This is a genomic window from Erwinia typographi, from assembly GCF_000773975.1.
Taxonomy (GTDB): domain Bacteria; phylum Pseudomonadota; class Gammaproteobacteria; order Enterobacterales; family Enterobacteriaceae; genus Erwinia; species Erwinia typographi.
In genome coordinates, this window is sequence record NZ_JRUQ01000102.1 from 15,983 (window position 1) to 38,568 (window position 22,586).

Annotated in this window: 19 protein-coding genes, 3 tRNA genes and 3 rRNA genes; 7 read left to right on the forward strand and 18 right to left on the reverse strand. The window is 53.9% G+C overall.

Translation table 11 applies throughout. The annotated features are described in order from the left end of the window. Positions 1–5 precede the first annotated feature (5 nt). Together hpxA and NG99_RS25980 are read right to left on the reverse strand one after the other, a co-directional pair. Positions 6–752 (reverse strand): allantoin racemase, encoded by a 747-nt coding sequence (gene hpxA / locus NG99_RS25975; RefSeq protein ID WP_034899480.1) that lies wholly within the window; start codon positions 750–752, stop codon positions 6–8. Beyond that, positions 749–1,468, reverse strand: a complete 720-nt coding sequence (locus NG99_RS25980) for a GntR family transcriptional regulator (RefSeq protein ID WP_034899482.1) — start codon at positions 1,466–1,468, stop codon at positions 749–751. Before NG99_RS25980 ends, hpxA begins: the two co-directional genes overlap by 4 nt. Positions 1,469–1,613: 145 nt before the next feature. Here NG99_RS25980 and NG99_RS25985 point away from each other — a divergent pair, with 145 nt between their 5' ends. Next, positions 1,614–3,107 carry an NCS1 family nucleobase:cation symporter-1 gene (locus tag NG99_RS25985; protein ID WP_034899484.1) on the forward strand — a complete coding sequence of 498 codons (1,494 nt, stop codon included), beginning with the start codon at positions 1,614–1,616 and terminating at the stop codon, positions 3,105–3,107. Positions 3,108–3,170: 63 nt separating this feature from the next. On the opposite strand, the gene NG99_RS25990 is transcribed toward NG99_RS25985, so the two are convergent. The 7 genes from NG99_RS25990 to dnaQ form a co-directional block, all read right to left on the reverse strand. Beyond that, positions 3,171–4,526 (reverse strand): hypothetical protein, encoded by a 1,356-nt coding sequence (locus tag NG99_RS25990; protein ID WP_157032720.1) that lies wholly within the window; start codon positions 4,524–4,526, stop codon positions 3,171–3,173. A 75-nt stretch (positions 4,527–4,601) separates the two neighbouring features. After that, positions 4,602–4,859: a PAAR domain-containing protein gene (locus NG99_RS25995; protein WP_332308374.1), complete on the reverse strand. Its 258-nt coding sequence runs from the start codon at positions 4,857–4,859 to the stop codon at positions 4,602–4,604. Between the two features lie 50 nt (positions 4,860–4,909). Beyond that, positions 4,910–5,656 (reverse strand): T6SS immunity protein Tli3 family protein, encoded by a 747-nt coding sequence (locus tag NG99_RS26000; RefSeq protein ID WP_456297745.1) that lies wholly within the window; start codon positions 5,654–5,656, stop codon positions 4,910–4,912. Then, positions 5,656–7,809 carry a T6SS effector phospholipase Tle3 domain-containing protein gene (locus NG99_RS26005; RefSeq protein ID WP_052130888.1) on the reverse strand — a complete coding sequence of 718 codons (2,154 nt, stop codon included), beginning with the start codon at positions 7,807–7,809 and terminating at the stop codon, positions 5,656–5,658. Before NG99_RS26005 ends, NG99_RS26000 begins: the two co-directional genes overlap by 1 nt. After that, complete coding sequence (locus NG99_RS26010) at positions 7,806–10,343, reverse strand: type VI secretion system Vgr family protein (protein ID WP_072017683.1); 2,538 nt, start codon at positions 10,341–10,343, stop codon at positions 7,806–7,808. The genes NG99_RS26005 and NG99_RS26010 overlap by 4 nt, the downstream gene beginning before the upstream one ends. Before the next feature lie 193 nt (positions 10,344–10,536). Further along, a tRNA-Asp gene (locus NG99_RS26015) sits at positions 10,537–10,613 on the reverse strand. 133 nt (positions 10,614–10,746) lie between these two features. After that, positions 10,747–11,481 carry a DNA polymerase III subunit epsilon gene (dnaQ, locus tag NG99_RS26020; RefSeq protein WP_034899491.1) on the reverse strand — a complete coding sequence of 245 codons (735 nt, stop codon included), beginning with the start codon at positions 11,479–11,481 and terminating at the stop codon, positions 10,747–10,749. A 51-nt stretch (positions 11,482–11,532) separates the two neighbouring features. Between dnaQ and rnhA the strand changes: the two genes are divergently transcribed. Further along, a complete protein-coding gene (gene rnhA, locus NG99_RS26025) occupies positions 11,533–12,000 on the forward strand; it encodes a ribonuclease HI (protein ID WP_034899494.1) in 468 nt (155 codons plus the stop codon). Here rnhA and NG99_RS26030 read toward each other — a convergent pair. Then, on the reverse strand, positions 11,982–12,725 hold the full coding sequence (locus NG99_RS26030) for a class I SAM-dependent methyltransferase (protein ID WP_034899497.1): 744 nt from the start codon (positions 12,723–12,725) through the stop codon (positions 11,982–11,984). The two genes, rnhA and NG99_RS26030, sit on opposite strands and share 19 nt — an antisense overlap. Before the next feature lie 44 nt (positions 12,726–12,769). Here NG99_RS26030 and gloB point away from each other — a divergent pair, with 44 nt between their 5' ends. From gloB to NG99_RS26050, 4 genes are all read left to right on the forward strand, one after another. After that, positions 12,770–13,525: a hydroxyacylglutathione hydrolase gene (gene gloB / locus NG99_RS26035; RefSeq protein ID WP_034899500.1), complete on the forward strand. Its 756-nt coding sequence runs from the start codon at positions 12,770–12,772 to the stop codon at positions 13,523–13,525. Positions 13,526–13,594: 69 nt separating this feature from the next. Further along, on the forward strand, positions 13,595–14,974 hold the full coding sequence (gene mltD / locus NG99_RS26040) for a murein transglycosylase D (protein WP_034899501.1): 1,380 nt from the start codon (positions 13,595–13,597) through the stop codon (positions 14,972–14,974). 323 nt (positions 14,975–15,297) lie between these two features. Continuing rightward, positions 15,298–16,647, forward strand: coding sequence for an MFS transporter (locus NG99_RS26045; RefSeq protein WP_034899503.1), 1,350 nt, complete (start codon positions 15,298–15,300; stop codon positions 16,645–16,647). Between the two features lies 1 nt (position 16,648). Next, positions 16,649–17,344 (forward strand): cyclase family protein, encoded by a 696-nt coding sequence (locus NG99_RS26050; protein WP_034899506.1) that lies wholly within the window; start codon positions 16,649–16,651, stop codon positions 17,342–17,344. A 78-nt stretch (positions 17,345–17,422) separates the two neighbouring features. Here the strand turns inward: NG99_RS26050 and NG99_RS26055 are convergent, their stop codons facing one another. From NG99_RS26055 to NG99_RS26065, 3 genes are all read right to left on the reverse strand, one after another. Continuing rightward, positions 17,423–18,187: a class I SAM-dependent methyltransferase gene (locus tag NG99_RS26055; protein ID WP_034899508.1), complete on the reverse strand. Its 765-nt coding sequence runs from the start codon at positions 18,185–18,187 to the stop codon at positions 17,423–17,425. Between the two features lie 84 nt (positions 18,188–18,271). Then, positions 18,272–19,075, reverse strand: coding sequence for an endonuclease/exonuclease/phosphatase family protein (locus tag NG99_RS26060; RefSeq protein WP_034899511.1), 804 nt, complete (start codon positions 19,073–19,075; stop codon positions 18,272–18,274). 152 nt (positions 19,076–19,227) lie between these two features. Continuing rightward, positions 19,228–20,403, reverse strand: a complete 1,176-nt coding sequence (locus NG99_RS26065) for an MFS transporter (protein ID WP_034899512.1) — start codon at positions 20,401–20,403, stop codon at positions 19,228–19,230. Between the two features lie 105 nt (positions 20,404–20,508). On the opposite strand from NG99_RS26065, the gene yafC reads away from it, so the two are divergent. Further along, complete coding sequence (yafC, locus tag NG99_RS26070) at positions 20,509–21,411, forward strand: DNA-binding transcriptional regulator YafC (protein WP_034899513.1); 903 nt, start codon at positions 20,509–20,511, stop codon at positions 21,409–21,411. Positions 21,412–21,573: 162 nt separating this feature from the next. Here the strand turns inward: yafC and NG99_RS26075 are convergent. The 5 genes from NG99_RS26075 to NG99_RS26095 form a co-directional block, all read right to left on the reverse strand. Beyond that, a tRNA-Asp gene (locus NG99_RS26075) sits at positions 21,574–21,650 on the reverse strand. Positions 21,651–21,767: 117 nt separating this feature from the next. Beyond that, positions 21,768–21,883: ribosomal RNA gene (rrf, locus tag NG99_RS26080) — 5S ribosomal RNA — on the reverse strand. 32 nt (positions 21,884–21,915) lie between these two features. Next, positions 21,916–21,991, reverse strand: a tRNA-Thr gene (locus NG99_RS26085). 147 nt (positions 21,992–22,138) lie between these two features. Next, positions 22,139–22,254: ribosomal RNA gene (gene rrf / locus NG99_RS26090) — 5S ribosomal RNA — on the reverse strand. A 206-nt stretch (positions 22,255–22,460) separates the two neighbouring features. Continuing rightward, positions 22,461–22,586 (reverse strand): 23S ribosomal RNA (locus tag NG99_RS26095); the annotation flags it as partial.

Here is a 22,586-nt window from a genome sequence, read left to right on the forward strand (position 1 = left end):
ACGACTCAATCAGGCAACAGGCCGGCAAACTGACCCGACAGGGTTTTTCTTACAGGATAGTCCAAATCACCGTGCTTACTGGTCGACAGCCCCAGCGCCACCAGCGACTCCACCATTTTTACTGCGGCGCCGACGCCATCAATCACCGGAATACCCAGTTCCAGCGTCAGCTCGCTAGCAAGGGTAGCCATGCCGCCGCAGCCCAGCACGATGGCTCCGCTGCCGTCCTGTCGTTTCGCTTGTATACAGCCTGCACGCACTTTTTCCTGCGCCAGTCCGCTGCCGTCTTCCAGCGCCAGCACCGGCAGATCGATGGCGTGCAGCGCGGCGCAGTAATGTTCAAAGCCATACCGCTGAAGCAAATGTCGTGCAATGATCACCGTACGCGGCAGCGTCGTGACAATTGAGAAGCGTGTACTAACCATTGTCGCCATGTGCATCGCGGCTTCTGCAATGCCAATGACCGGTCCCTGGGCCAGCTCACGCGCGGCCAGCAGCCCTGGGTCGCCAAAGCAGGCTATCACATGTCCGCTGACGCCCTGCTCACGCCCGGCCTTGATGTGTTCCAGCACGCCGAGTGTCGCGATTGCCTCGTCAAAGTGCCCTTCAATTGACGGTACGCCCTGCGCAGGGCATACCGCCAGAATCTCGGTTGCTGGCCCGGCAACCGCGCGCGCCGCTGCGCCGATGGTTTCGGTCATTGCCAGGCTGGTATTCGGGTTAATCACCTGGACGACCGTTTTCGCACTCATGCTTTCGCTCCAAAGCCCGCGAACAGGCGGTCAAAGTCCGGCAGCTGTTCGCCGCTGCGTTCAAATCGCAGGCTAGCCATAATATGCCCAAAATGTTGCTGCAGTGAGTCAGACAGCGGCTGCAGCTCTTTCTGCCGGATAAGCTCGATCAAACAATCGTGGTCGTCGCAGCGACAGCCCTGCTGCCACGGCGTACCGTAGGCCGCGATCACCAGCGAGGAGCGCTGGGTTAACCGCGATACCATGTCGGTCAGCACCTGATTGCCAGAAATGGCCTGCAGCTGAATATGAAAAGCGGCTGAAAGGCGGATGGCTGCAGGGCCATCATGCGCCTCGTGGGCCAGTTGCTCCTGCTGGTTAAGCTTCTCCAGCGCAACCAGATGCGTTGACTGGCAGCGGGCCAGCACGGCGGGCAGGTTAGCGCATTCGATCAGTGCCCTGGTGTGAAAAATATCCTGAGCTTCCTCAACGGATGGCGTCGCCACCTGCGCACCACGCCTGGGCGTCAATACGATCATTTGCACCGCGGCGAGGCGTTGCAGCACCTTGCGGATCCCGGTGCGGCTGATGCCAAAAACCTCAGCCAGCGCTTCTTCCGGCAGCTTGCTGCCCGGCGGCAGCTGGTGTTCGACAATCGCCGACATCAGCGCCTGATAGATGGGTTCGTCCTTATCATTCAGGTCAGAGGCCGTTTTCAGGCCGGTTTCACTCTTCATTACCTACTCCGGTAAACATCCGTTCCGTAAAGAATCGTACACAGTATTTCTAAGTTTTGTATACAAGAAAACGATTTTGGCCTGGATCCTGCAATGTCTGCTGTAAACCAATTTGCGTTTAGTTATCTTCAGAGGAGCAGGTTTCATGCCAAATAGTCAGAATGTCACCCCGGCGTCGGCGATTGAAGCCCACGCAAACTACAGCCCAAGGCTATGTAATGAGGATCTGGCGCCCACCCGCGATCAGAACTGGAGCTGGTACAATATCTTCTCTTTCTGGATGTCGGACGTACACAGCATGGGGGGCTATGTGGTGGCCGCCAGCTTCTTTACGCTCGGCCTGGCCAGCTGGCAGGTGCTGCTCTGCCTGCTGGTAGGAATTTGTATCGTGCAGATTTTCGCCAACCTGGTCGCCAGACCCAGCCAGATGGCCGGCGTGCCCTACGCGGTCATCTGCCGACAGGCCTTCGGCGTGTTTGGCGCCAATATCCCGGCGGTGATCCGTGGCCTGATTGCCTTCGCCTGGTACGGTATTCAGACCTGGCTTGCCGCCAACGCCCTGATGCTGGTTTCGCTGAAATTCTGGCCTTCACTGGTTACAATGACCCACTCCTCGTGGCTGGGGCTTTCGCATCTGGGCTGGATTTGCTTTGGCATTATGTGGTTTGCTCAGGCGATGGTGTTCTGGCACGGCATGAACGCGATCAAACGCTTTATTGATATCGCCGGCCCGGCGGTATACGTAGTGATGGTGGGGCTGGCTGGCTGGATTGTATACAAGACCGGCTTTGACGGTATTTCACTGACGCTGGCCAGTAAACAGCTGACCGGCGGGCAGCAGGCCTGGCAGATGATTACCGCAACGGCGCTGGTCGTCTCTTACTTCTCCGGCCCGCTGCTGAACTTCGGCGACTTCTCCCGCTACGGGAAAAGCATGGGGGAAATCCGTCGCGGTAACCGCTGGGGCCTGCCGTTCAACTTCCTGCTGTTCTCCGTGGTCACGGTGGTGATCGTCTCCGGCACGCAGTCGCTGTTTGGACATATGATCACCGATCCGATTGAAACCGTCAGCCGCGTTGGCAGCGACCTGGCGGTAGCGATTGGCCTGTTGACGATGATCACCGCCACTATCGGCATCAATATCGTGGCAAACTTTGTTTCCCCAGCTTTCGACTTCTCCAACTGCTCACCGCAGAAAATCAGCTTTCGTACTGGCGGAATGATTGCCGCGGTCGGCTCCGTGCTGTTAACGCCGTGGAACCTGTTCCAGTCACCGGAACTGATCCACTATACGCTGGACGTACTGGGCGCCTTTATTGGGCCGCTGTTCGGCATCCTGCTGTGCGACTTCTATCTGATCAAACGCCGCCAGCTTTCCGTGGACGATCTCTTTAACGATACGCCCCAGGGTAAGTACTGGTATCGCGGTGGCTTTAACCCTAAAGCCATTGCTGCGCTGGTCCCTTCGGTGCTGATTGGCCTGACGATCAGCTTTACCCCTTCCCTGCATGAAGTAGCAAACTTCAGCTGGTTTATTGGGGTTGCGCTGTCGGCTGGATTCTATCGCTGGATTGCCCGTGAAGAGCGCGTGGTCAGCCCCCAGGGCTATACCGGTAAAGTTGCGGTAGAGAAGAGGTAATGAAAGCAATAAGCCGGGCAACCGGCTTCTGCAACGCCAGGGAAAATGCTTACCCTTTCCCTGCTACTCATACTCGTAGTAACGATCTATGCTGCGCTGATGACAGCTATCAATATAAATACCTGAGGTTACCAGGCCAATGATGGCAAGTAAGATAACGAACATCCCCGAAACAAGCCACCAGACTGAAAATTCCGCATCCAGCGCCCAGCCATTTTGCAGCGAGAAAAACAGAAACACGCCCTGTATGTTCAGAAAAAACAGCCAATATCCCATAAACTGGAAGCTTGTGCCCATGCAGCCCTCCTGATCCAGATTGTCAATCTCGTGAGGGAGATATTCTCCATTGATCAATGCCAGATTGATCTGCTGACTGTTCTCCTGTTTTGTTGCCAGCAATTGTCCATGCTGTCCGTTGCGGATGGCGCGCGCGCTCCATTCCAACATCAGCCATTGATAGCCCGGCGTCCAGGTCTCAGCCAGCCGCATACTGTGCCACTGGTGACTTTTCACCCCCGTATCAACTTCGGTAAAAGCATCGGACAGCAGATTAAGGCTTTCTCCCTGCAGGTTACCGGTCCAGACATGACGCAGATCCGCTGGCCTTATCTGTTCCGCCGCAAACAGAATTTTCAGGTACTTTCCGACCGTGTGCTGTTTACTGTCAAGACTGCGAAAGCACCAGACGGGCATTCGGCTATCCGGTAAGGGTCTTTGGCGTGAGAACAACAGCGCTGTCGCATACTCACAGAAATCATGGTCATTATCGTGGTGAAGTTCGGCCACTATCAGCAGGCGAAACCCTTCGAAATATTCCAGCGTCCATTCTTCCAGGAACGCTCTTTCCGGCAGCACACTGAGAAGATGGATCGTTGACTGACTGAACGCCGGGCGGGACTGCCGCACTATTTCTCCCGCATCCTCACTGAGACGGTCACTGGCATTACGTAGATATAACCAAACTTCCGGCTGGTCAAAACGTTCGTCAATCGCGCTGGTATCCAGCCCCTCCAGCAGCATCTTTATCGTCTGTTGGGTGCGGCTTACGCCTGCTTCCTCATCTTCATCGATATTCAGCTTACGCGGAATATCCTTCGCCGCTGGCATTTCGCCTTCCAGCCCGATCATCTTCAGCGCCGCATTTTCTACCGGGAAAAGTGAGTGGTGTTCGGCAAGCCTGAGGCAAACGGAGGCATTTCGTTGCCATCGCTGGCGATTTAACTTGTAACTTTCCCGCGTCTGCGCTTCACAGTATTGGGTAATACAGTAGCCAACCATTGCGACAGTAAAACCGATCAGAGCGAAAAGAAGCGGAAAGACCAGCAGGCGCCAGAGCAGAATATCCATCTTCAGCGCGTTCTCATCCAGCATAACCGCATTGAAAATCAGGACAAAAGCGCCAGCCAGGAGACTACACACAATAATCCCAGCGAGCGAAAAATTGGGTGTGGGCAGATCCTCAGGCTCAGGAGGGAGTTTCCAGAAATATTTCATTTAGCTGGCCCCCGCGTCAGGCAGTGAAGAAATAAATGCGCAGCCGCACTGCGCGCGACAGCTATCGACCACGACATTACGCCCGTTCATCATCCAGGAAGTATGCCCTTCTGCTGCGGTTGTTTTACCGTGAGCGGCACAGTGCGCACTGTCCCCCAGCAACATGACTGATTTCCCCTCAAACTCTGCGCCACTGGCACTGGTGACGCAGCCACCCTGCGTCAGAGCATCGCCAAGGCGGATAACTCCCTTCATCATAATGACCCCATCCCTTATAGTTAGTCATTGATACCTGAACGCCGGACCCGCTACAGCCCGGCGTTTACATCACACTGCATATGCGTCCAGCCCCGATAGTTTTTCACTTCCGGTACTTTATCGGGGAGGTTTTGGAAGTTGGCCAAATGCTTTGCCCAGCGTTTTTCTAAAATCCGGGGATCAATATATTCCAGCCCCCAGGTTGAATAGTCCTCACCGACACCAGGTCGAACCGCATCAATATGATACTTTTTTATTTTCCCTCGAAAAACAAATGAATAATCAATTCCCGGCCCACCAGGTCCAAGGCGGGGGTCGTCAAAAGGCAATGATGACATGTAGATATGCCCCTGCTTTGTCAGTAGAAAGCCCTGGTCATTCACGACGGTGAATGATTTGATATTTTCATAGTCCGGTTTATTTGAGCCATCATCTTCCTCACCTGCTATTGATGCACTGTGCCAGGTTTGACCATAATCGTTAGATACTCTTAATCCCGCCTCACCCCAAATGGGGATTGCAATATATCGTTCGGAAACGTTGAAATAAGGCCTGGTGAATATTCGATAAAATTGGTAAAAAACCTGACTTTGAATTTCACGTTTTTGGTCCACATACCAGAGTTCTCCCTGGCAGTTAAAACCTTTTAACTCAAGCCAGCGGTGATCGTCAAAGCGGTATACCACCTGAACTGGCTTCTGTTTGGCCGCCAGCGGTCGCTTTAGCGGGAAATCGCCACTACAGCCACTTTGGCTGATAAGTGAAATCACCAGCAGGAGACTGCCTGATTTACGCATCACCATCCCCGACCTCCGTTTTCGCCATCAATAGCAGGGATCTCCCGGTAGTTTGCAGCTTCTGGCATATCCCATTGTGGTAATAGAATTTCCCGGTTATGTATTTCCGGGTGACGGGCTGGCTCAACTCTGACAGTAGGCGAGTATTCATTCACTATCCCAAACTCACCATCCGGTAAAACTTTATCTGGTTTATTCATATAATCTTTGGTTCGTTCCGTTCGTAGCTTACCCGTTTTGTAATAGCCTTTTGTATCCGGATCTGGATTATTCCAGTGTCGCCAGTCTGCCTGGCGGATCAGGCGCTGCCAGAATTCACGATCCTCAAAAGCCATGCAGTTACCTATTGCCAGGTCATACGCCATCGCCTTTTCCGGCACATCCGGGCTCATCACAATCGACGAGTGCTGGCTGAACTTCACCGGATCGCCGTGTTTCTCCATATCATTAATCTCTTCGTCGGTCTTTTTACGCAGCAGCACATATTCCGGGCGCTGGCGCGTCCCCCCAACGCGTCCCTGGGTAAAGCTGGCTTGATAGAAAAGGTTAACGGCGTTCAGCTCCGAATCGCTCAGTAAGTGCCCCGGTTGCATGCTGTAGCCATGCTGCGTCAGCAGCGGACGGGTTTCTTTCACCTGCCAGACGCCTTCATAAGCGCGGGCTGAATAGTCGATATAGCGGTCTTCCCCGGTGATTCCCGTTTTGTATTTCATCGTACCCTCGTGGCTCAGGCCCATCAGGGTGAAGGGGAACACTTCCGGCAGCGCTTCCGCATTGACAGTCACGCCACTGCTCAGGGGGTAAGCGGCGTTGGTCGGCCAGCCATCATATTTAAAATCTCCCGCCTGGTACGCTGGCCTGGCAAAGGGCTGGGTAGTCGGATTGCCGCCAACGGTATAACGCTGACAAAATGCACGCTGAAAGAGATTGGGGATGTCGCCGGCAAGCGAATCAGGAATACCGCGCCAGCCAATTCCCTGCACGTTGATCAGCGATACCGTACCGTCATCCGGGCAGAAGTAGTTGTATACCCTTCCATAATTATTGCGGCTGTAGCGCGGGTCGCTGTCCCAGTGATGTTTACGCCCCAGCGTACCGTCATTAAACATCGCTTGCACAAAGTCCGGGCGGTAATGGCCGGAGGGATCAAATTTCGGGTTGGTTGCCATCAACCGGCAAAAGTTACGCAGCGTTTCCCGGCGCGCCTTACTGGTCTGCTGTCGTCCCGGAAGCTGGTTTTCCATAAAGCGGCTATCCAGCGAATAGGGCGAGTGGCAAAGGATGGTACAATCTGCGGGTGTAATACTCTTATCTTGGGTTTTCACCAGCATATTAGCCAGCATAGTGATAATGGTGCCCTGACTGTGCGCCACAATATTGATGGTGTCGTATTTGGTTTTTTCGTTATTCCTGATTTCCAGGATCAAATCTGCCAGCCGCTGGGCGGCAAAGAACTGGTAAATGCGGTGCGGGTTGCCGTAGACAGGGTGCGTAAAATCCCCGCCGTTTAGCTTGCGGCTGTAGACTCCCGCCATCCAGGTGGCGCCCCCGTTGGCTCCAGGCCCAAGCATAACCGGGATGCAGGTGGTGGCATTGGCAAAGGGACCGCCGTTTTTGGCCGCCGCCTGGTTCAGCACGTTACCGTAATTATCATTGCAGTAGCCACGACCTTCCGGGTTCAGCTTTCGCAGACGGGCCGGGGAATCTTCCTGAAAAGCATCGTAGGGCAGCACCGTTTCCACACCCAGTTTCTTTACCTCATCGCGGTAACGGCGCTGATCTTCGTTATAGTCGGCATGTTCTACGGGGCGGTAACCCCAGTAAAACGGAATAATGGGAGAGCGCCCGCTGCACGTTACTCTTCGGGGCGCACCGCTCAGATCGGTCAGCCCCACCATCTCACCCCACTGATGCACATGCATATCGTCTCTTGCCAGCCGCTTGTTCAGTCCGGCAACAATGCCCTGTTCCTGATGCTCATAAGCTTCGCCGATATCATTCACACCGTGAATCAGGATCACAATACAGGGCAGCGGGCTTTTCGCCGCAAACTCCTGGCATATCATCGCGCCTGCGGTATCACGCTGAACGCCGATAAAACTCCCCAGCTCCGGGTTGTTATAAACATCACCTGGTGCTTTTTCCCTGGTCATAATTTAGGACTCCTGACGAGTGAGACAGCGAACTGCTCTGTTTCAGCAATATCCAGCAGAGGTGAATGACCATTTTCATCCGTCACCCCTTCAACCACGCTGCCATCGGGTTTATTCACACGGAAAGCCTGATGGATTAGCGGGTGTTTACGGTCGCCGTCACGGTACAGCCGGACCTGACGGGCCAGCGAATGTTGCTGAAAAAGGGAAGAAACTATTTTCACCGTTTCCCCCTTCTGATAGCTCAGCGAAGGGGATTTTTGTTCAATGCGCGTCGGGGAGAATATTTCCACGCCGCCATTGGGATGAATGCGAATCCCCCCGCCGCCACAGTGGAGAAAGAGCCCATTTTTCGCACTGAGCTGCAGCTCACCATTGACGCTGGTTAACTGCATATCCTGGTCAGAAAGTGCGGCCAGTTTTCCTCGCTGGGCCTGCAAGGTGATATTGCCGGCTGCGGCAATCAGCTTAATGCCCACCCGACGCACAAACGCCGATATCCCCTGCCCGGCGGCCAGTGACAGCGTTTTAAAGATATTGACGCTGCCACTTTTACCCGCGGTGACCACTACATCCTGCCCGGCAGAGAGCTGAAGGTTTTCCGGCGTGACCTGGGCAATACCGGCATCTCCCCAGGCGATAATGCCGGGTTTCTCCAGCCCGGACAGCGCCTGATTCATAGTCTGTTGGGTATCCGTCGCTACCGTATCGGCACCAGCGCTTCCCGCGCTGGACTGAAGGGTGTAGGCCAGACTCAGCGCCTGCTCAAGTTGCCCGATGGTCCCGGCCATATCGAGCTGTTGCCCGCTGGCTCCGATCTGCGCCGAAGTGGTCAACAAAATTCCTTCCGCCGCTCTCAGCGCAGCGTGTTTATCCGTACGAAGTTCAACTCCTGCGCCGCGAGGTTTACGGCTGGCATCCACCAGGTGCCCGAGATTAAGCTGCGATTTACCGTACTCGGTCGCCAGCTTGATATGCTCCCGACTTTTCTCATCCTCCATCCTCAGTTTGTTTCGGCCTCTGGTGCGGATAACGTTGCGGGTACTGTTGCTGTCATTAACCACATCGGGGTTTAGCGCGTCATGAAGCACATGGGCAATATAAGGGCGCTCCGGGTCTCCCCCTTCAAAGGCCACCGCCACCTCCGTGTTATCCAGCAAGGGGAAATGAATGCCAAAGCGGTCACCGGCGTAAATCCGCGCCAGACGCACCGGCATGCTTTCCCGCCCTTTGTCCCACTGCTCAAGGTCAAAGCAGAATTTCACCCGGTAGCGCCCCTGATTATCGGGACGAGCCAGCGTATCATTGACGCTAAGTCCCGAAATGCGGGCCGGCACGGTGCCGGAGATCACCGGCCGGGGAAGGCGTTCAGGGCGAAAAACACTCAGTTCGCTGTAGGGAATACCGCAGAGTTCAGCCAGAAAACCGTTACTGCGTGATGCGCTGCTTCTCAGGCTGGTCACCACCAGCCCCGGTGAGAAAGCGTCAGGACAAGTCCCCTTAATCTCGGTCAGCATGCCGGGAAATAATGTCGGGTCATCCGTTAAGGCTTCGAGCCGGATACGTCCGCAAAGATGGCGTTCATGACGAATACGGGCATAAAACCAGGAGGTTTCGGCTGTGCCCCCCCGGAGACTCTCCCAGCGATCTCCTGCTTCGTGCTGAATATCCGCATAGTGATAATCCTGCCCCGTGGTGAAAGGAGCCTCTCTGCTGATGTCAGCCGTAGACTCCAGGGTCATGAAGCGTTGTATCCGGTAGTCATAATCACGGGTATGCACAGCAGCGGGAATGACGCTGACGTGACTTCGCATTTTTCGGATTGTTGGGGCATCCCCGGCCATACCCGATATCGGCAGTGCCGTAATGTTATGTCCGAAAACGTAACCACTCTGGCTGTCACCGAACACCATGACCGTTACATTGCTGACGTCTTCATGCGGTTTAAAATGGAACCATATCCCCACCTCGGACAGTAGGCGCAGAATAAAGGCCAGGTCCGTTTCTCCCCACTGAACAATCATTTCACGCGCCGGGTAGGTCCAGGTCAGACCGTCCATCTCGATTTCGTAGCCTTCCATTCCGTGAGACTTCAGGATGTTGCTGACAAGTTCAGGGACGGATATCTGCTGATAAATAGCGTAGCGGCGAGAGTGTCGGAGAAGAGTGAGCGGATGCTCCAGGATGGCTTCGTAAAACGATTCATCCTGACTGGTTGAGAGCCGGGAAAGCGAGGTTATCACGCCGTGAACTTCACGCAAGGTTTCCCACTGGCTCTTATCCGGCTGGTAGCGGGACCAGCCAGGGGCGGGACTTCGCATCATTAAAACAGCGGGTTTCATCATGACGACGTCAGGCGCGATGTCCCTGTCTGCGGAGGTGAAACGAATGACATAACGCCAGGGATGACTGAGGGTTTCTTCGCCGGTAAAAGAGTCAACATCCGCATCAATAGCGGGTTGCTGGAAATTAAGAAGATACCGGTTAAGCGTATTTGCTGGATTTTCTGCGGTCGGGGATCCTGAATGGTTCATTCTTCCTCCATGAAGTATCACCATAAAAATCAGGGATAATCATAAAGAAGAATCAGCCGTTTGTGTACAAAAATCATCCATAAATAAAATAATGGCCTGCCAGTGGAACAGAAGCCGGGGCAGTTCTGGCGGACGAGCTGAAACGCGGACATGAAAAAGGGCCATGTTAATAAATAACATGGCCCTGAATGTTTGGCGGAACGGACGGGGCTCGAACCCGCGACCCCCTGCGTGACAGGCAGGTATTCTAACCAACTGAACTACCGCTCCACCGATGTTCCCCGTCGGGAACGGGGCGAATATTACGGTGAGGCCCTCAGCCCGTCAACGCTTTTTATAAGGGTTTAGGATCAACCGCCTGTTTTTTCACCTTTCTGCTGCGCTAACCGGCAATTGCGGCCCCTTAAGCCCGCCAGAGGCAGCTACCGCCCTTTTTCATCACCAAATCCAGACGCTCTTCGTGTGCGGTCACTTCAGCCTCGCTGGCCGTCAACACGCGCAGACCCGAGGCCGGACGGGTAATACGATGAATGGTGTCACCGTTAGCCTGCTGCTGCTGATCTCCCTCCATTGAGAAGGTTAGCGAGGTTTGCCCACCGGTCATCGCCAGGAACACTTCCGCCAGAATTTCGGAGTCAAGCAGCGCGCCGTGCAGCGTTCGTTTGGTGTTATCTATTTCATAGCGCGAGCAAAGCGCATCAAGACTGTTGCGCTTGCCGGGGAACATTTTGCGCGCCATTGCCAGGCTGTCGGTTACCTGACAGAAGGTGTCGGTCTTCGGAATACCGCGCCCCAGCTTGCCAAACTCGTAGTCCATAAAGCCGATATCAAACGAAGCGTTGTGGATCACCAGCTCCGCGCCGTCTATATAGGCAAGAAACTCGTCGGCAACCTCCGCGAAGGTAGGTTTGTCGGCCAGAAATTCATCGGCAATACCGTGCACGCCGAACGCCTCAGGATCGATCAGGCGGTCGGGCTTGAGGTACACATGGTAGTTATTACCGGTCAGACGACGGTTTATGACCTCAACGGCACCGATTTCTATGATGCGATGCCCTTCATAATGCACCCCGATCATATTCATCCCGGTAGTTTCCGTATCGAGGACGATCTGACGCGTTGTATTTACTGTGCTCATAGGACCCGTTTATGTCAGACTTGGCGTTTTTCAGCAGGGAGTCTACCAGAGATGATTAAGCAGGTAGAAATTTTCACCGACGGTTCTTGCCTTGGCAACCCCGGACCGGGCGGTTATGGCGCTATTTTACGCTATGGTAAGCACGAAAAAACCTTTAGCGAGGGCTATTTTTTAACCACCAATAATCGTATGGAACTGATGGCGGCGATTGTCGCGCTGGAAGCCTTGACCCAGCAGTGTGAAGTGGTGCTGAGCACCGACAGCCAGTATGTCCGCCAGGGGATCACCAGTTGGATCCATAACTGGAAAAAGCGCGGCTGGAAAACGGCGGACAAAAAACCGGTGAAAAATGTCGATCTCTGGAAAAGACTGGACGACGCCCTCAGCCATCATCAAATCAAATGGGAATGGGTCAAGGGGCACGCAGGGCACGTAGAAAATGAACGCTGTGACGAGCTTGCCCGCGCTGCCGCTGGCAACCCTGTTCAGGAAGATGTCGGCTACAAGTCTGAATCCTGATGCCGCTGCCGCGAGCGGAACTGGCTGGTTGCGCCAACCGCTGAGCTGATTCTCCGCTTGGTAGCCGCGGCTCTTTTTGCCGGATTCAGGATCAGTGGGAAGGTGCGCTTACGCGCCACGATGATACTCAGGCAGCCCAGCGCCGGAAAGTGGGTGCTGATTACCTTCCCTCCCTGCCGGTTCCACGGAACCACCTGAAAGCGCGTACGCTGTACCACTTCATAATTCAGCAGGCTGAGCCAGTCCATTAACCGCATTTGGGTAAACATCCGGCTGTTCCAGGGCACGCGCCGATGGAGACCCGGGATCAGTTTACCCACGCCCAGCACGCTGAAAGGGTTAAAGCCGCTGATGATGATCCAACCGTCATCGATCAGCACTCTGTCGACTTCCCGCAGGATCTTGTGCGGATCGCTGCTCCATGCCAGGCAATGCGCCAGCAGGCAGGCATCGACGGATTTAGACTCGAACGGCAGGCTCATCGGATCGGCTTTGATCTGCAAATGTTCGCCAGTCAATCCCACGTTGACCTGATGCGAAATGGCGCAGTTTTCGGTGTCGATTTCTGCGCTAAGATGTCCCACTTTCAGCAGATGGAAGCCATAGATTTTTGCCAGGCAGGGCTGCAGATGCTTGTTGAGCGCATCGCGGTAAAACTCTCCCCAGGGAATGTCGGCCCAGGCGTTCGGCACCTGACGAATTTGCCGTGTTTTAGCAGGCTTCATGCTTTACCATCTTCTTTCCATTTCTGCCAATAAAAGAGGCGATGATGAATCTTACCAGCATTCCGGCACTTCAGGACAACTACATCTGGACATTAAATAACGATCGGGGCCAGTGTCTGATCGTCGATCCTGGCGAAGCGGCGCCTGTCCTCTCCGTACTGGAAAAAAATCAGTGGCAGCCAGCGGCGATTCTTCTCACTCATCATCATCACGACCACGTTGGCGGCGTAAAAGAACTGACTGAAAAGTACCCACAAATTGTTGTTTACGGGCCTGAAGAAACCCAGGATAAGGGGGCGACGCAGATTCTCAAAGAAGGGGACAACATCACCGTTTTGGACTGCAAATTTAGCGTGATTGCCACACCCGGTCATACTTTAGGACATATCTCATATTTCAGCTTCCCTTACCTTTTTTGTGGCGACACGATGTTTTCCGGCGGCTGCGGGCGGCTTTTCGAAGGCTCGTCTGAGCAGATGTTTGAATCATTTCAGAAACTTAACAAACTTCCTGCCGACACCCTCATTTGTTGCGCGCATGAGTATACTTTATCTAATCTGGCCTTTGCGCACGCGATTTTACCGCAGGATGCGCGAATAGCTGGCTATTATCATGAAATTAAGGAGTTACGCGCAAAAAGTCAGGTCACCGTCCCGACAAAACTCGAAATTGAGCGGCAAATAAATGTTTTCCTGAGAACTCAAGAGCATGAATTACAAAGACAAATTGGGTATGAAACAACCCCACAACAAGAGTGGCAAGTTTTTGCAACTCTACGCGAGAAGAAAGACCATTTTTGATTTTTCTGGTTGTGTTGCCCAGGGCTAGCAAGTATAGTTGCTCGTCTTTTAAGCGAAGAACATACACACATGAAGGCTAAAGCGATATTATTCGCCTCGGTCTTGCTGGTGGGGTGTCAGGCGTCAAAGCATGACTCCAACATTCCAGAGCAGCATGCACAGAGTTTGTCTTCGGCAGGACAAAGTGAAAGTGAGCAGGACACAGACCGATTGTTATCACCGCGTTGGCAGGATGATGGAACCAGCCTCACGCAGGATCAGGATTTGTGGAAAGCCATCAGTAACGAGCTGAAGATGAAGGTTCCGGATAATCCCCGGATACGCGAACAAAAACAAAAATATTTAAGAAACAAGAGCTATCTCCACGATGTAACATTACGGGCAGAGCCGTATATGTACTGGATTGTCGAGCAGATTAAGACACGTAAGATGCCGATGGAACTAGTACTACTACCCATAGTGGAGAGCGCTTTTGACCCCCATGCGACCTCAGCTTCCAATGCCGCAGGCATCTGGCAGATTGTACCGCAGACGGGGCGTAACTACGGTTTGAAACAGAGCCAGTGGTATGACGGACGTCGCGATGTCGTCGCGTCGACCAAGGTTGCGCTGGACATGATGGAACGTCTGAACAAAATGTTTGACGGCGACTGGTTACTGACCGTTGCGGCTTATAACAGCGGTGAAGGACGCATCATGAAGGCGGTGAAAGCCAACAAGGCTCGCGGGAAACCAGCGGACTTCTGGCACTTATCACTGCCGCGCGAAACCACGGTTTACGTGCCGAAAATGTTGGCTTTGGGAGATATCCTGAAGAACAACCAGCGTTACGGCGTACGGCTGCCGGCGCCTAATGAAACCCGCGCGCTGGCAAGGGTCGATGTGGGCCAGCAGATTGAGCTGACGCAGGCGGCAGAAATGTCGGGCATGTCGGTTAGCAAGCTGAAAAGTTTTAACGCGGGTTACAAACGTGGCGTTACGTCGCCGAAGGGCGGACCTCAGTACATTATGGTACCGAAGTCTAACGTGGCGCAGCTGCGTAATTCGCTGGCAACGGGCGATATTGCTGCCGTACAGCCAACGGCGTTGGCAAACAACACGGCGGCCGGTTCTTACAAGGTGCGCAACGGCGATACCCTGTCAGGAATTGCAAAACGCCTGAATGTGTCGGTAAAAGAGTTGCAGCGCGCTAACAACCTGCGCGGCGCAAATATCAAACCGGGACAGACCCTGAGCACGGGCGGTAGCGGCAACGCAACCAAACTGGCCGATAATGGCAACAGCATCACCTATAAAGTTCGTAAAGGTGATTCTCTGGCCAGCATTGCTAAAGGGCATGGTGTGAACATTAAGGATGTGATGCGCTGGAACAGCAGCGGCTCGCAGAATCTACAGCCAGGCGATAAGCTGACGCTATTTGTCAGCAATAGCACTTCGCCAGACAGCTAAGACTACTGACCGATTAAAAAGCCAATCTCAGGATTGGCTTTTTTATGCCCTGAAAACCTCCCTTCCTGGTTAGCAAACTTTGACACTGTGATCTCTGTGGCGCTTCCGTCAGCTTATCCGGTACAACTGTGATCGGGGTCCAGTAATAGCAAAAGACTACTTGTATGGTAGTAATCACACTCACTATGTTATCAGCATGTTTATTTTTTAATCTTCTCAACCGTGTTGCACCCATAACAAGAAAGACGACAAAACAGGGCGTAGCCAGTGTCCCGCTTTGGGCAAAAGGCTACAGACTATGATGACATTGAAAGGCACCAGATATGACGCTCCCCTCAACAGAAGTTGCACAACAGCGCGCCGCACAGGAAGCCGCCGCAGGTGAACAGGCTCCACGGCGCGGGATTTTCCGCTTCCTGCCAAGAGCCCACCCTCTCTCCTGGTGGATGCTGGCGATCACTACGCTGGCAATCCTGATGAACTCCATCGACAGGATCATTCTGCCAACCCTACTTCCCGCTATCATGAAGTCTTTCAACCTGACCGAGGTGCAGGCTGGCTGGCTTAATTCGCTTAGCTTTGTCGGCACCTTAACCGGCGCGGTGGTTTTTGGGCTGTTTTCTGACTGGGTAGGCACCGGCCACAAACGCTGCTACAGCTGGTGTGTCGCGGTACTGGTTGAGATTATCTCCGGCGTGGCTACGGCATTCTGCAAGTCTCTGGGGGCATTTCAGGCGCTCAGAGTGGCGATGGGAATGGGAACTGGCGGTTCAGAACCGATCAATGTCGCACTGCTCGGCGAGTGGTGGCAAAAAGAGAACCGCGGTTTTGCCATCGGGGTGCACCATACGGGCTTTCCACTGGGACAGTTTATCGGCCCAATACTGATCGCCGCCATTCTGGCCTTTGCCACCTGGCGCGAAGCATTTCTGTTTATTCCGATGATCGGCTTAGTCATTCTGATTGCGCAGCTGACCATCGGGACCCGCAAAAATCATCAGAAAGTGAATGACTGGATTATAGAGAATAAGCTCACCCCACCGGTTACCGAGTCTCTGCAAAAAGTGGTCGAAAACGCCTCTATCTGGGCGAATGCCATCTCCTGCCTGAAAAATCGCAACTGCCAGCTGGCGATCCTGTTGATTTTTGGCTTTACCTGGGCCGAGATGGGCATTGCTAATTTCCTTACCCTACAGCTGACTCGCGAAGTGGGACTGGATCTGTCAACGGCGGCAATCATCTCAGGTGCATCCGGGCTGACCGGCTGGATTGGGCAAATTTTGTGGGGTAGCTTCTCCGATCTGAAAGGCCGCAAGCGCTCGCTGGGCTTTATTATCGCAGGCTGGATCCTGGCAGCCGCGCTTTGTATGTTTATCCATTCGGCCATACTTGGCTGGGCGATCCTGATTTTCTGGGGGCTGTTCCGCAACTCTCCCTACCCTGTCGCCTATGCTTTACTGATCGACTCTTCGCCTCGCGCAGCGGCTTCCAGCATGGGTTTGATGATCGGCCTCGCCGTTGGCATCGCCGGTATTCTGGTGGCCCCGGTCAGCGGTTGGATCATTCACAGCTACGGCTTCACCGTTCACTACCTGGTGATTGTCGGCGTCCTGCTACTCTCCTGCGCGCCACTGTGGTTTATCAAAGAAACCGTTAATCTGAAGAAGGCCTGATATGACCAGCGATCTGATTACCCTATTGCGTCAATACCGGCTTATCGAGCTGAATCATCTGTATGAAGAGTTTATGCCCGTCTGGCCAACGCACGGCAAATTCTTTTGCAGCCGCGCCGAGGACTATGGCGCAGGTGACGGTAACTATAACTGTCAGCTGAGCCTTGGCGATCACTGCGGCACGCACGTAGACGCCCCGGTGCACTTTATCGAGGGTGCCAAAACCATTGAGCAGGTTGATGTCCGGCAACTGATGGGACGCGGGCGCTGCCTGGATATGTCCCACCTTGCAGAAAATGCGGACATCACCCGCGAGATGATCGAGAGATGGGAATCAGCACACGGCGAGATACGGCCGCAGGATATCGTGATTTTCCGTACAGGATACGATGAGAAGTGGCGCTGTCGCCCGCATCACTCGGCATTTTTGCAAAACTGGCCAGGCCTGTCAGGAGAAGGCGCAAACTATCTGATTAAGAAAGGCGTTACGGTATTTGGTACTGATGCCATGTCTCTCGACCGCTTCAGCAATGAGGCGCATCCGGCCCATCTGGCGGTACTGGGCTCGGACTGCCTGATTATTGAAAACCTGGCGAATCTGAAAAGCCTCCCGACTGAGTTTGTCTTTATGGCCCTGCCGCTGATGATTAAGGGCGCATCGGCTTCACCGGTCCGGGCGGTTGCTCTGGTAGAGTAGCCATAAATAAACTGCACCGGCAAATGTCAGCCGGACGCCCGACACAGACGGTGCAGTTCACAGTGAAGTCGTTTCTTATTAAGGTTTAAATGCCTCGATAAATATCACGTCGGTGCTGAAGCTACCGTCCGGCTGCTGAGCGTAGTAGCGCTGCACCTCTTCAGAAGCAGACTGCTGATAGGCCCGAATAGCCTCCACCATCACCGCCGGGGTGCGCATGCGCTCAATCCAGCTGCTGAACTCCAGATCCAGCCGATCGTGGCTGACGGCGGTAATCGCCAGCCCGGCCTCGGTGAACAGGGTCAGCCACTCTCCAGGGTTGTAATCACGAACGTGAGAGGTATCTCTCAGCGCCTCAACGGTCTGCAACCAGATATCCAGCACGGCGTTACCCGGTGCGTTCACATCCATAAAAATCACCTTCCCGCCGGGCTTCAACACCCGCTTAACCTCACGCAGCGCGCGCCCGACATCATGCCAGTGATGCGCAGAATAGCGGCTGATCACGATATCAAAGCTTTCATCTTCAAAGGGAAGATATTCCGCATAACCCTGCTGAGTAGTGAGATGCGTATAACCTCGCTCTTTAGCGGCCTGAGCCACAACCGCCAGCATTTTTGCCGAGAGATCGTAAGCCACCACGCTTTTCACATGCTGAGCGGCCACGTAGCTGGCGTGCCCGCCCCCACACCCCATATCCAGCAGGTGGGCCTCTTTTTCCGTCAACAGCCGTTCGCCAAGACGCGCCAAATCACGGCCGCTGGCGTGCACCGCGCTGCTCAGATAGGCGCTGGCCCGATCCCCAAACTGTTTATCGACGTTATCATGATGATGCGTTGCCATATCTCTGTCTTCCTTACTGATTTTTTTTGGAGTTATGGGCAGAACGGTAGAATGACCTGCCCGTGACGGCAGGCCGAACATTCCCTAGAGAAGCACAGGCTTGCCGGGATGGAATTCTACTAGTAGCGGATTGTGATCGGACGCGCGGGTGACCAGGACGGAGGCTTCCGCCACGCCCATGCCGCGATAAAACACGAAATCTAACGGGCGACCAAAAGCTTTGCGCCGGTGATCGTCGGTGAAGTTGACTTCTTCCAGCCCCATATCACGGGCGAAAGTGTATAACGCATTGATCCGCTGACGGCTCCAGGCGTTGAAGTCGCCGGCCATAATCACCGGCCCCTGATGATGAATAATCTGCTCGCCAATGGGCCCCAGCTGCTTGCTGTAAACATCAATTCCCAGGCTGAAGTTGACGGCGTGAATATTCACCACCATCAGCATCTGGCTATCAGGTAAGGGATAAGCCGTGACCAGCGCGGATTTCGCCAGCCTTAATAAAGGTTCTCGCTCGCGCAGCGGGCAGCAGTAAACGGGATGAGCAGAAGCCAGGGTCATAACCCCTGAAGGATGCTGAGGCAGCGCAAAAGCTGGAACCTGATCGGCCGCCAAATAGTTGCTGGTGGCAAAGCGTACCAGTTCAGGCGTCGTTTGCGCTTCCTGCAGCAGCACCAGGTGAGCATCCTTACCAAAATTTTGCAGGACGGACAGCCAGTCCGCACGCTGCTGCTTAAAAATGTTCCAGACCAGCACCCGCAGCGAAGACTCGCTGGTCAGGGGGGCGCCTGGCGGTAGAGCTTTGCCGACGTGCAGCATAGCGCCGGGCGGGAAAATACGCTCCGCTGGCTGCCCTGCTACATATCTCATGGCATACGTCTTTTTTCGCACTCTACCGCCTGGCCTTAGTTACTGCTGAATGAGTCTGCTGTCACTCAGTTATAGGGGCTTTACTACTGAGTTTCAATCGGTACAGGCTAATAAATGGCGGCAGACAGCAAACAAATGCCAACAAGGCCGGCCAGGCAAACCTTGCGTTCTGTTTAGCTATAGATTTGTTGCGTTTTTTTGTCCAGCCTGCCGCTAAGCATGATCAAAGCCAGAGCCAGAAGGACAATCACCGCGCCAACCCACGGCGTCTGAGCCAGTCCATAACGAGCGACAATCTGCCCACCAATCACCGAACCTAACGCGATACCGACGTTAAAGGCGGCAATATTCAGACCGGAGGCTACTTCAACGGCTCCAGGGGTATGGCATTCAGCTTTCTGTACCACATACACCTGCAAACCGGGCACATTGCCAAAGGCAAAGATGCCCATCATCAGTACCGTAGCCAGGGCTGCATAGTGTAGACTGGCAGTGAACTGAAACACGCCTAACAATACGGCTAGCGCGGCGAATATAAAGGTCAGAGCGGGGACCGGACCATGTTTGTCCGCCAGTTTGCCGCCCCAAATATTGCCAATCGCCACTGAGATACCGTATCCCAGCAGAATGATGCTTACGGCTGAGGGTGAGAAGCCAGCCAGTTCCTGCATCATTGGCGCCAGAAAAGTAAATGCGGTGAACACACCACCATAACCCAGCGCGGTAACGGCATAGATCAGCAGCAATAGCGGATGCGTCAGAACCTGTAACTGACCGCGAAAACTGGCTAACGCACGCGTTGGTCTATTTTTTGGGATCAGGATCAGGCTACCCAGCAGGGCGATAATCCCCAGCGCGGCCACCGCCAGGAAGGTTTCACGCCAGCCGAAATGCTGACCGATAAACGTCCCTAGCGGCACGCCAGTCACTAACGCTACCGTCAGACCACCAAACATAATGGCGATTGCCGAAGCCGCTTTTTCTTTTGGCACCAGGCTGGTGGCAATGGTTGTGCCGACCGAGAAGAATACACCGTGAGCCAGGCCGGTCAGCAGACGCGCAATAATCAGGGTTTCATAATCAGGTGCCAGCCAGGCAATCAGGTTGCCCGCGGTAAACAGTCCCATCAAACTGGTCAGCAGCAATTTACGCGGCATTTTGCCGGTCAGCGCGGTTAATACCGGTGCCCCGATCGCGACGCCCAGCGCATAGACCGAGACCAGCATCCCAGCGGAAGGCAGTGAGATACTCAGTTGCTGCGCGATGGTCGGAACCAGCCCGACGATAACAAATTCAGTCGTACCTATAGCGAAGGCACTGAGGGTTAATGCAAATAAGGCCAGAGGCATACAGACTCCATTGAGGTCCACGGTTTGAATGGCGCTCAGTATCCCCCTATGCTTAAATAACAAAAAGATTCATAGTCTCAATAGAATTTTGCTTTTGGAGCAATAATGAAGGCAAACTCAGAGGAGCTGGCGATTTTCGTCGCTGTGGTCGAAAATGGCAGCTTCAGCCGTGCGGCAGAGCAGTTGGAGATGGCCAATTCGGCCGTCAGCCGGACAATTAAGAAGCTGGAGAACAAGCTGGGCGTGGAGCTGCTTACCCGTACCACGCGGCAGATAAAACTGACTCAGGAGGGGGAGGCCTATTTCCGACGCGTGCAGTTTATCCTGCAAGAAATGGCCGTTGCAGAGAATGAACTGATGGAGAGCAGGCAAGTCCCGCAGGGCTTGCTGCGGATCGATGCGGCAACGCCCGTGGTGCTGCATCTGTTAATGCCAATGATCAAACCTTTCCGTGAGCGCTATCCTGAAGTCACGCTTTCGCTGGTCTCCTCCGAAACCTTTATCAACCTGATCGAAAGAAAGGTGGATATCGCTATCAGAGCGGGCAGCCTGACGGATTCAAGCCTTCGGGCGCGGCCACTGTTTACCAGCTTTCGCAAAATTATCGCCAGCCCGGCGTATCTGCAGCAGTACGGCATACCGCAAACGGCTGAAGAGTTGGCAAACCATCACTGTCTGGGTTTTGTCGAGCCATTAAGCCTGAATCGCTGGCCTGTGGCAAAAGCTGATGGACAGCTCTATGACATTACTCCGCACTCCACCTCAAACAGTGGAGAAACTCTTAAGCAGCTGAGTTTGAGCGGAAATGGTATTGCCTGTCTGTCAGACTTTATGATCGACAGAGAGATCCAACAAGGGACGCTGGTGGAGTTACTGTCAGATAAAGTGTTGCCTGTTGAGATGCCTTTTAATGCGGTGTACTACAGTGACCGGGCAGTCAGTGCGCGAGTTCGTTCGTTTATTGATTTTCTCAGTGAATGGATTAGAAATTCGCTCTCCAGAACATAGAGAGTCAGAGTAGTGGCAGCACGGATAATTTATTCCGGGCGCTCATGACCGACTATTGGTGATGAAGGAATCGCCAGTGACCGTTCCCTGTTACCCAATAAGCCATGTGAATTGTGGATACAAAAAAGCCCTGAGTCTGATGACTCAGGGCCTGATATAAAGTGGCGGAACGGACGGGGCTCGAACCCGCGACCCCCTGCGTGACAGGCAGGTATTCTAACCAACTGAACTACCGCTCCACCGATTCTGTACTGAACTCAGAATGTTGCTTCTGATATCAGGTGTTTCACCCTGTCCGCGTCACTGGAAGGTCACGAACAGTAACGGCCAATTACCTGTTGCTGTTCTAATTTGATGCCTGGCAGTTCCCTACTCTCGCATGGGGAGACCCCACACTACCATCGGCGCTACGGCGTTTCACTTCTGAGTTCGGCATGGGGTCAGGTGGGACCACCGCGCTAAAGCCGCCAGGCAAATTCTTTTAACGTATTTACGCTTTATTACTGGTGCTGATACCCAGAGTCGAACTGGGGACCTCACCCTTACCAAGGGTGCGCTCTACCAACTGAGCCATATCAGCACGCTTATCTTTATACAGAGAAGGGCTGAACCCAGTTCACTGTCTTAATTTTAGCCTGGCCATTGATGAACTCACGTTCACCCTCCGGGCCGTTGCTCCGCAACGTTCAGACTGCACCGGATAACCCGTTACTGCTTTTAATATGATGCCTGGCAGTTCCCTACTCTCGCATGGGGAGACCCCACACTACCATCGGCGCTACGGCGTTTCACTTCTGAGTTCGGCATGGGGTCAGGTGGGACCACCGCGCTAAAGCCGCCAGGCAAATTCCTGTGCTCTGTCCCGTCTATTTTACGCCGATGCTGCGTTGCCTGCGCTTGTAAACTCAGTCACATACTGAAGTATGCTCCTTCCTTCACTGCACTTGCCGCCTTGCCTCAGCGTAAACTATCCAGGACTCAATTCCGGTAACAAGCTGAAAATATCGTCTGCGTCTCTCAGACGCTCACCAGAACGCTTCTGGCGTTGTAAGGTTAAGCCTCACGGGTCATTAGTACCGGTTAGCTCAACGCATCGCTGCGCTTACACACCCGGCCTATCAACGTCGTCGTCTTCAACGTCCCTTCAGGGGCCTTAAAGGCCCAGGGAAGATTCA

Coding starts and splice junctions, on each gene's coding strand:
- NG99_RS26000 (WP_456297745.1), bottom strand. CDS start 5,656: ATGCGTAAATCAGGCAGTCTCCTGCTGGTGATTTCACTTATCAGCCAA.
- NG99_RS25995 (WP_332308374.1), bottom strand. CDS start 4,859: ATGATGAAGGGAGTTATCCGCCTTGGCGATGCTCTGACGCAGGGTGGC.
- NG99_RS26055 (WP_034899508.1), bottom strand. CDS start 18,187: ATGGCAACGCATCATCATGATAACGTCGATAAACAGTTTGGGGATCGG.
- hpxA (WP_034899480.1), bottom strand. CDS start 752: ATGAGTGCGAAAACGGTCGTCCAGGTGATTAACCCGAATACCAGCCTG.
- NG99_RS26005 (WP_052130888.1), bottom strand. CDS start 7,809: ATGACCAGGGAAAAAGCACCAGGTGATGTTTATAACAACCCGGAGCTG.
- NG99_RS26050 (WP_034899506.1), top strand. CDS start 16,649: ATGACCAGCGATCTGATTACCCTATTGCGTCAATACCGGCTTATCGAG.
- rnhA (WP_034899494.1), top strand. CDS start 11,533: ATGATTAAGCAGGTAGAAATTTTCACCGACGGTTCTTGCCTTGGCAAC.
- NG99_RS25985 (WP_034899484.1), top strand. CDS start 1,614: ATGCCAAATAGTCAGAATGTCACCCCGGCGTCGGCGATTGAAGCCCAC.
- NG99_RS26065 (WP_034899512.1), bottom strand. CDS start 20,403: ATGCCTCTGGCCTTATTTGCATTAACCCTCAGTGCCTTCGCTATAGGT.
- NG99_RS26045 (WP_034899503.1), top strand. CDS start 15,298: ATGACGCTCCCCTCAACAGAAGTTGCACAACAGCGCGCCGCACAGGAA.
- dnaQ (WP_034899491.1), bottom strand. CDS start 11,481: ATGAGCACAGTAAATACAACGCGTCAGATCGTCCTCGATACGGAAACT.
- gloB (WP_034899500.1), top strand. CDS start 12,770: ATGAATCTTACCAGCATTCCGGCACTTCAGGACAACTACATCTGGACA.
- NG99_RS26030 (WP_034899497.1), bottom strand. CDS start 12,725: ATGAAGCCTGCTAAAACACGGCAAATTCGTCAGGTGCCGAACGCCTGG.
- yafC (WP_034899513.1), top strand. CDS start 20,509: ATGAAGGCAAACTCAGAGGAGCTGGCGATTTTCGTCGCTGTGGTCGAA.
- NG99_RS25980 (WP_034899482.1), bottom strand. CDS start 1,468: ATGAAGAGTGAAACCGGCCTGAAAACGGCCTCTGACCTGAATGATAAG.
- mltD (WP_034899501.1), top strand. CDS start 13,595: ATGAAGGCTAAAGCGATATTATTCGCCTCGGTCTTGCTGGTGGGGTGT.
- NG99_RS26010 (WP_072017683.1), bottom strand. CDS start 10,343: ATGAACCATTCAGGATCCCCGACCGCAGAAAATCCAGCAAATACGCTT.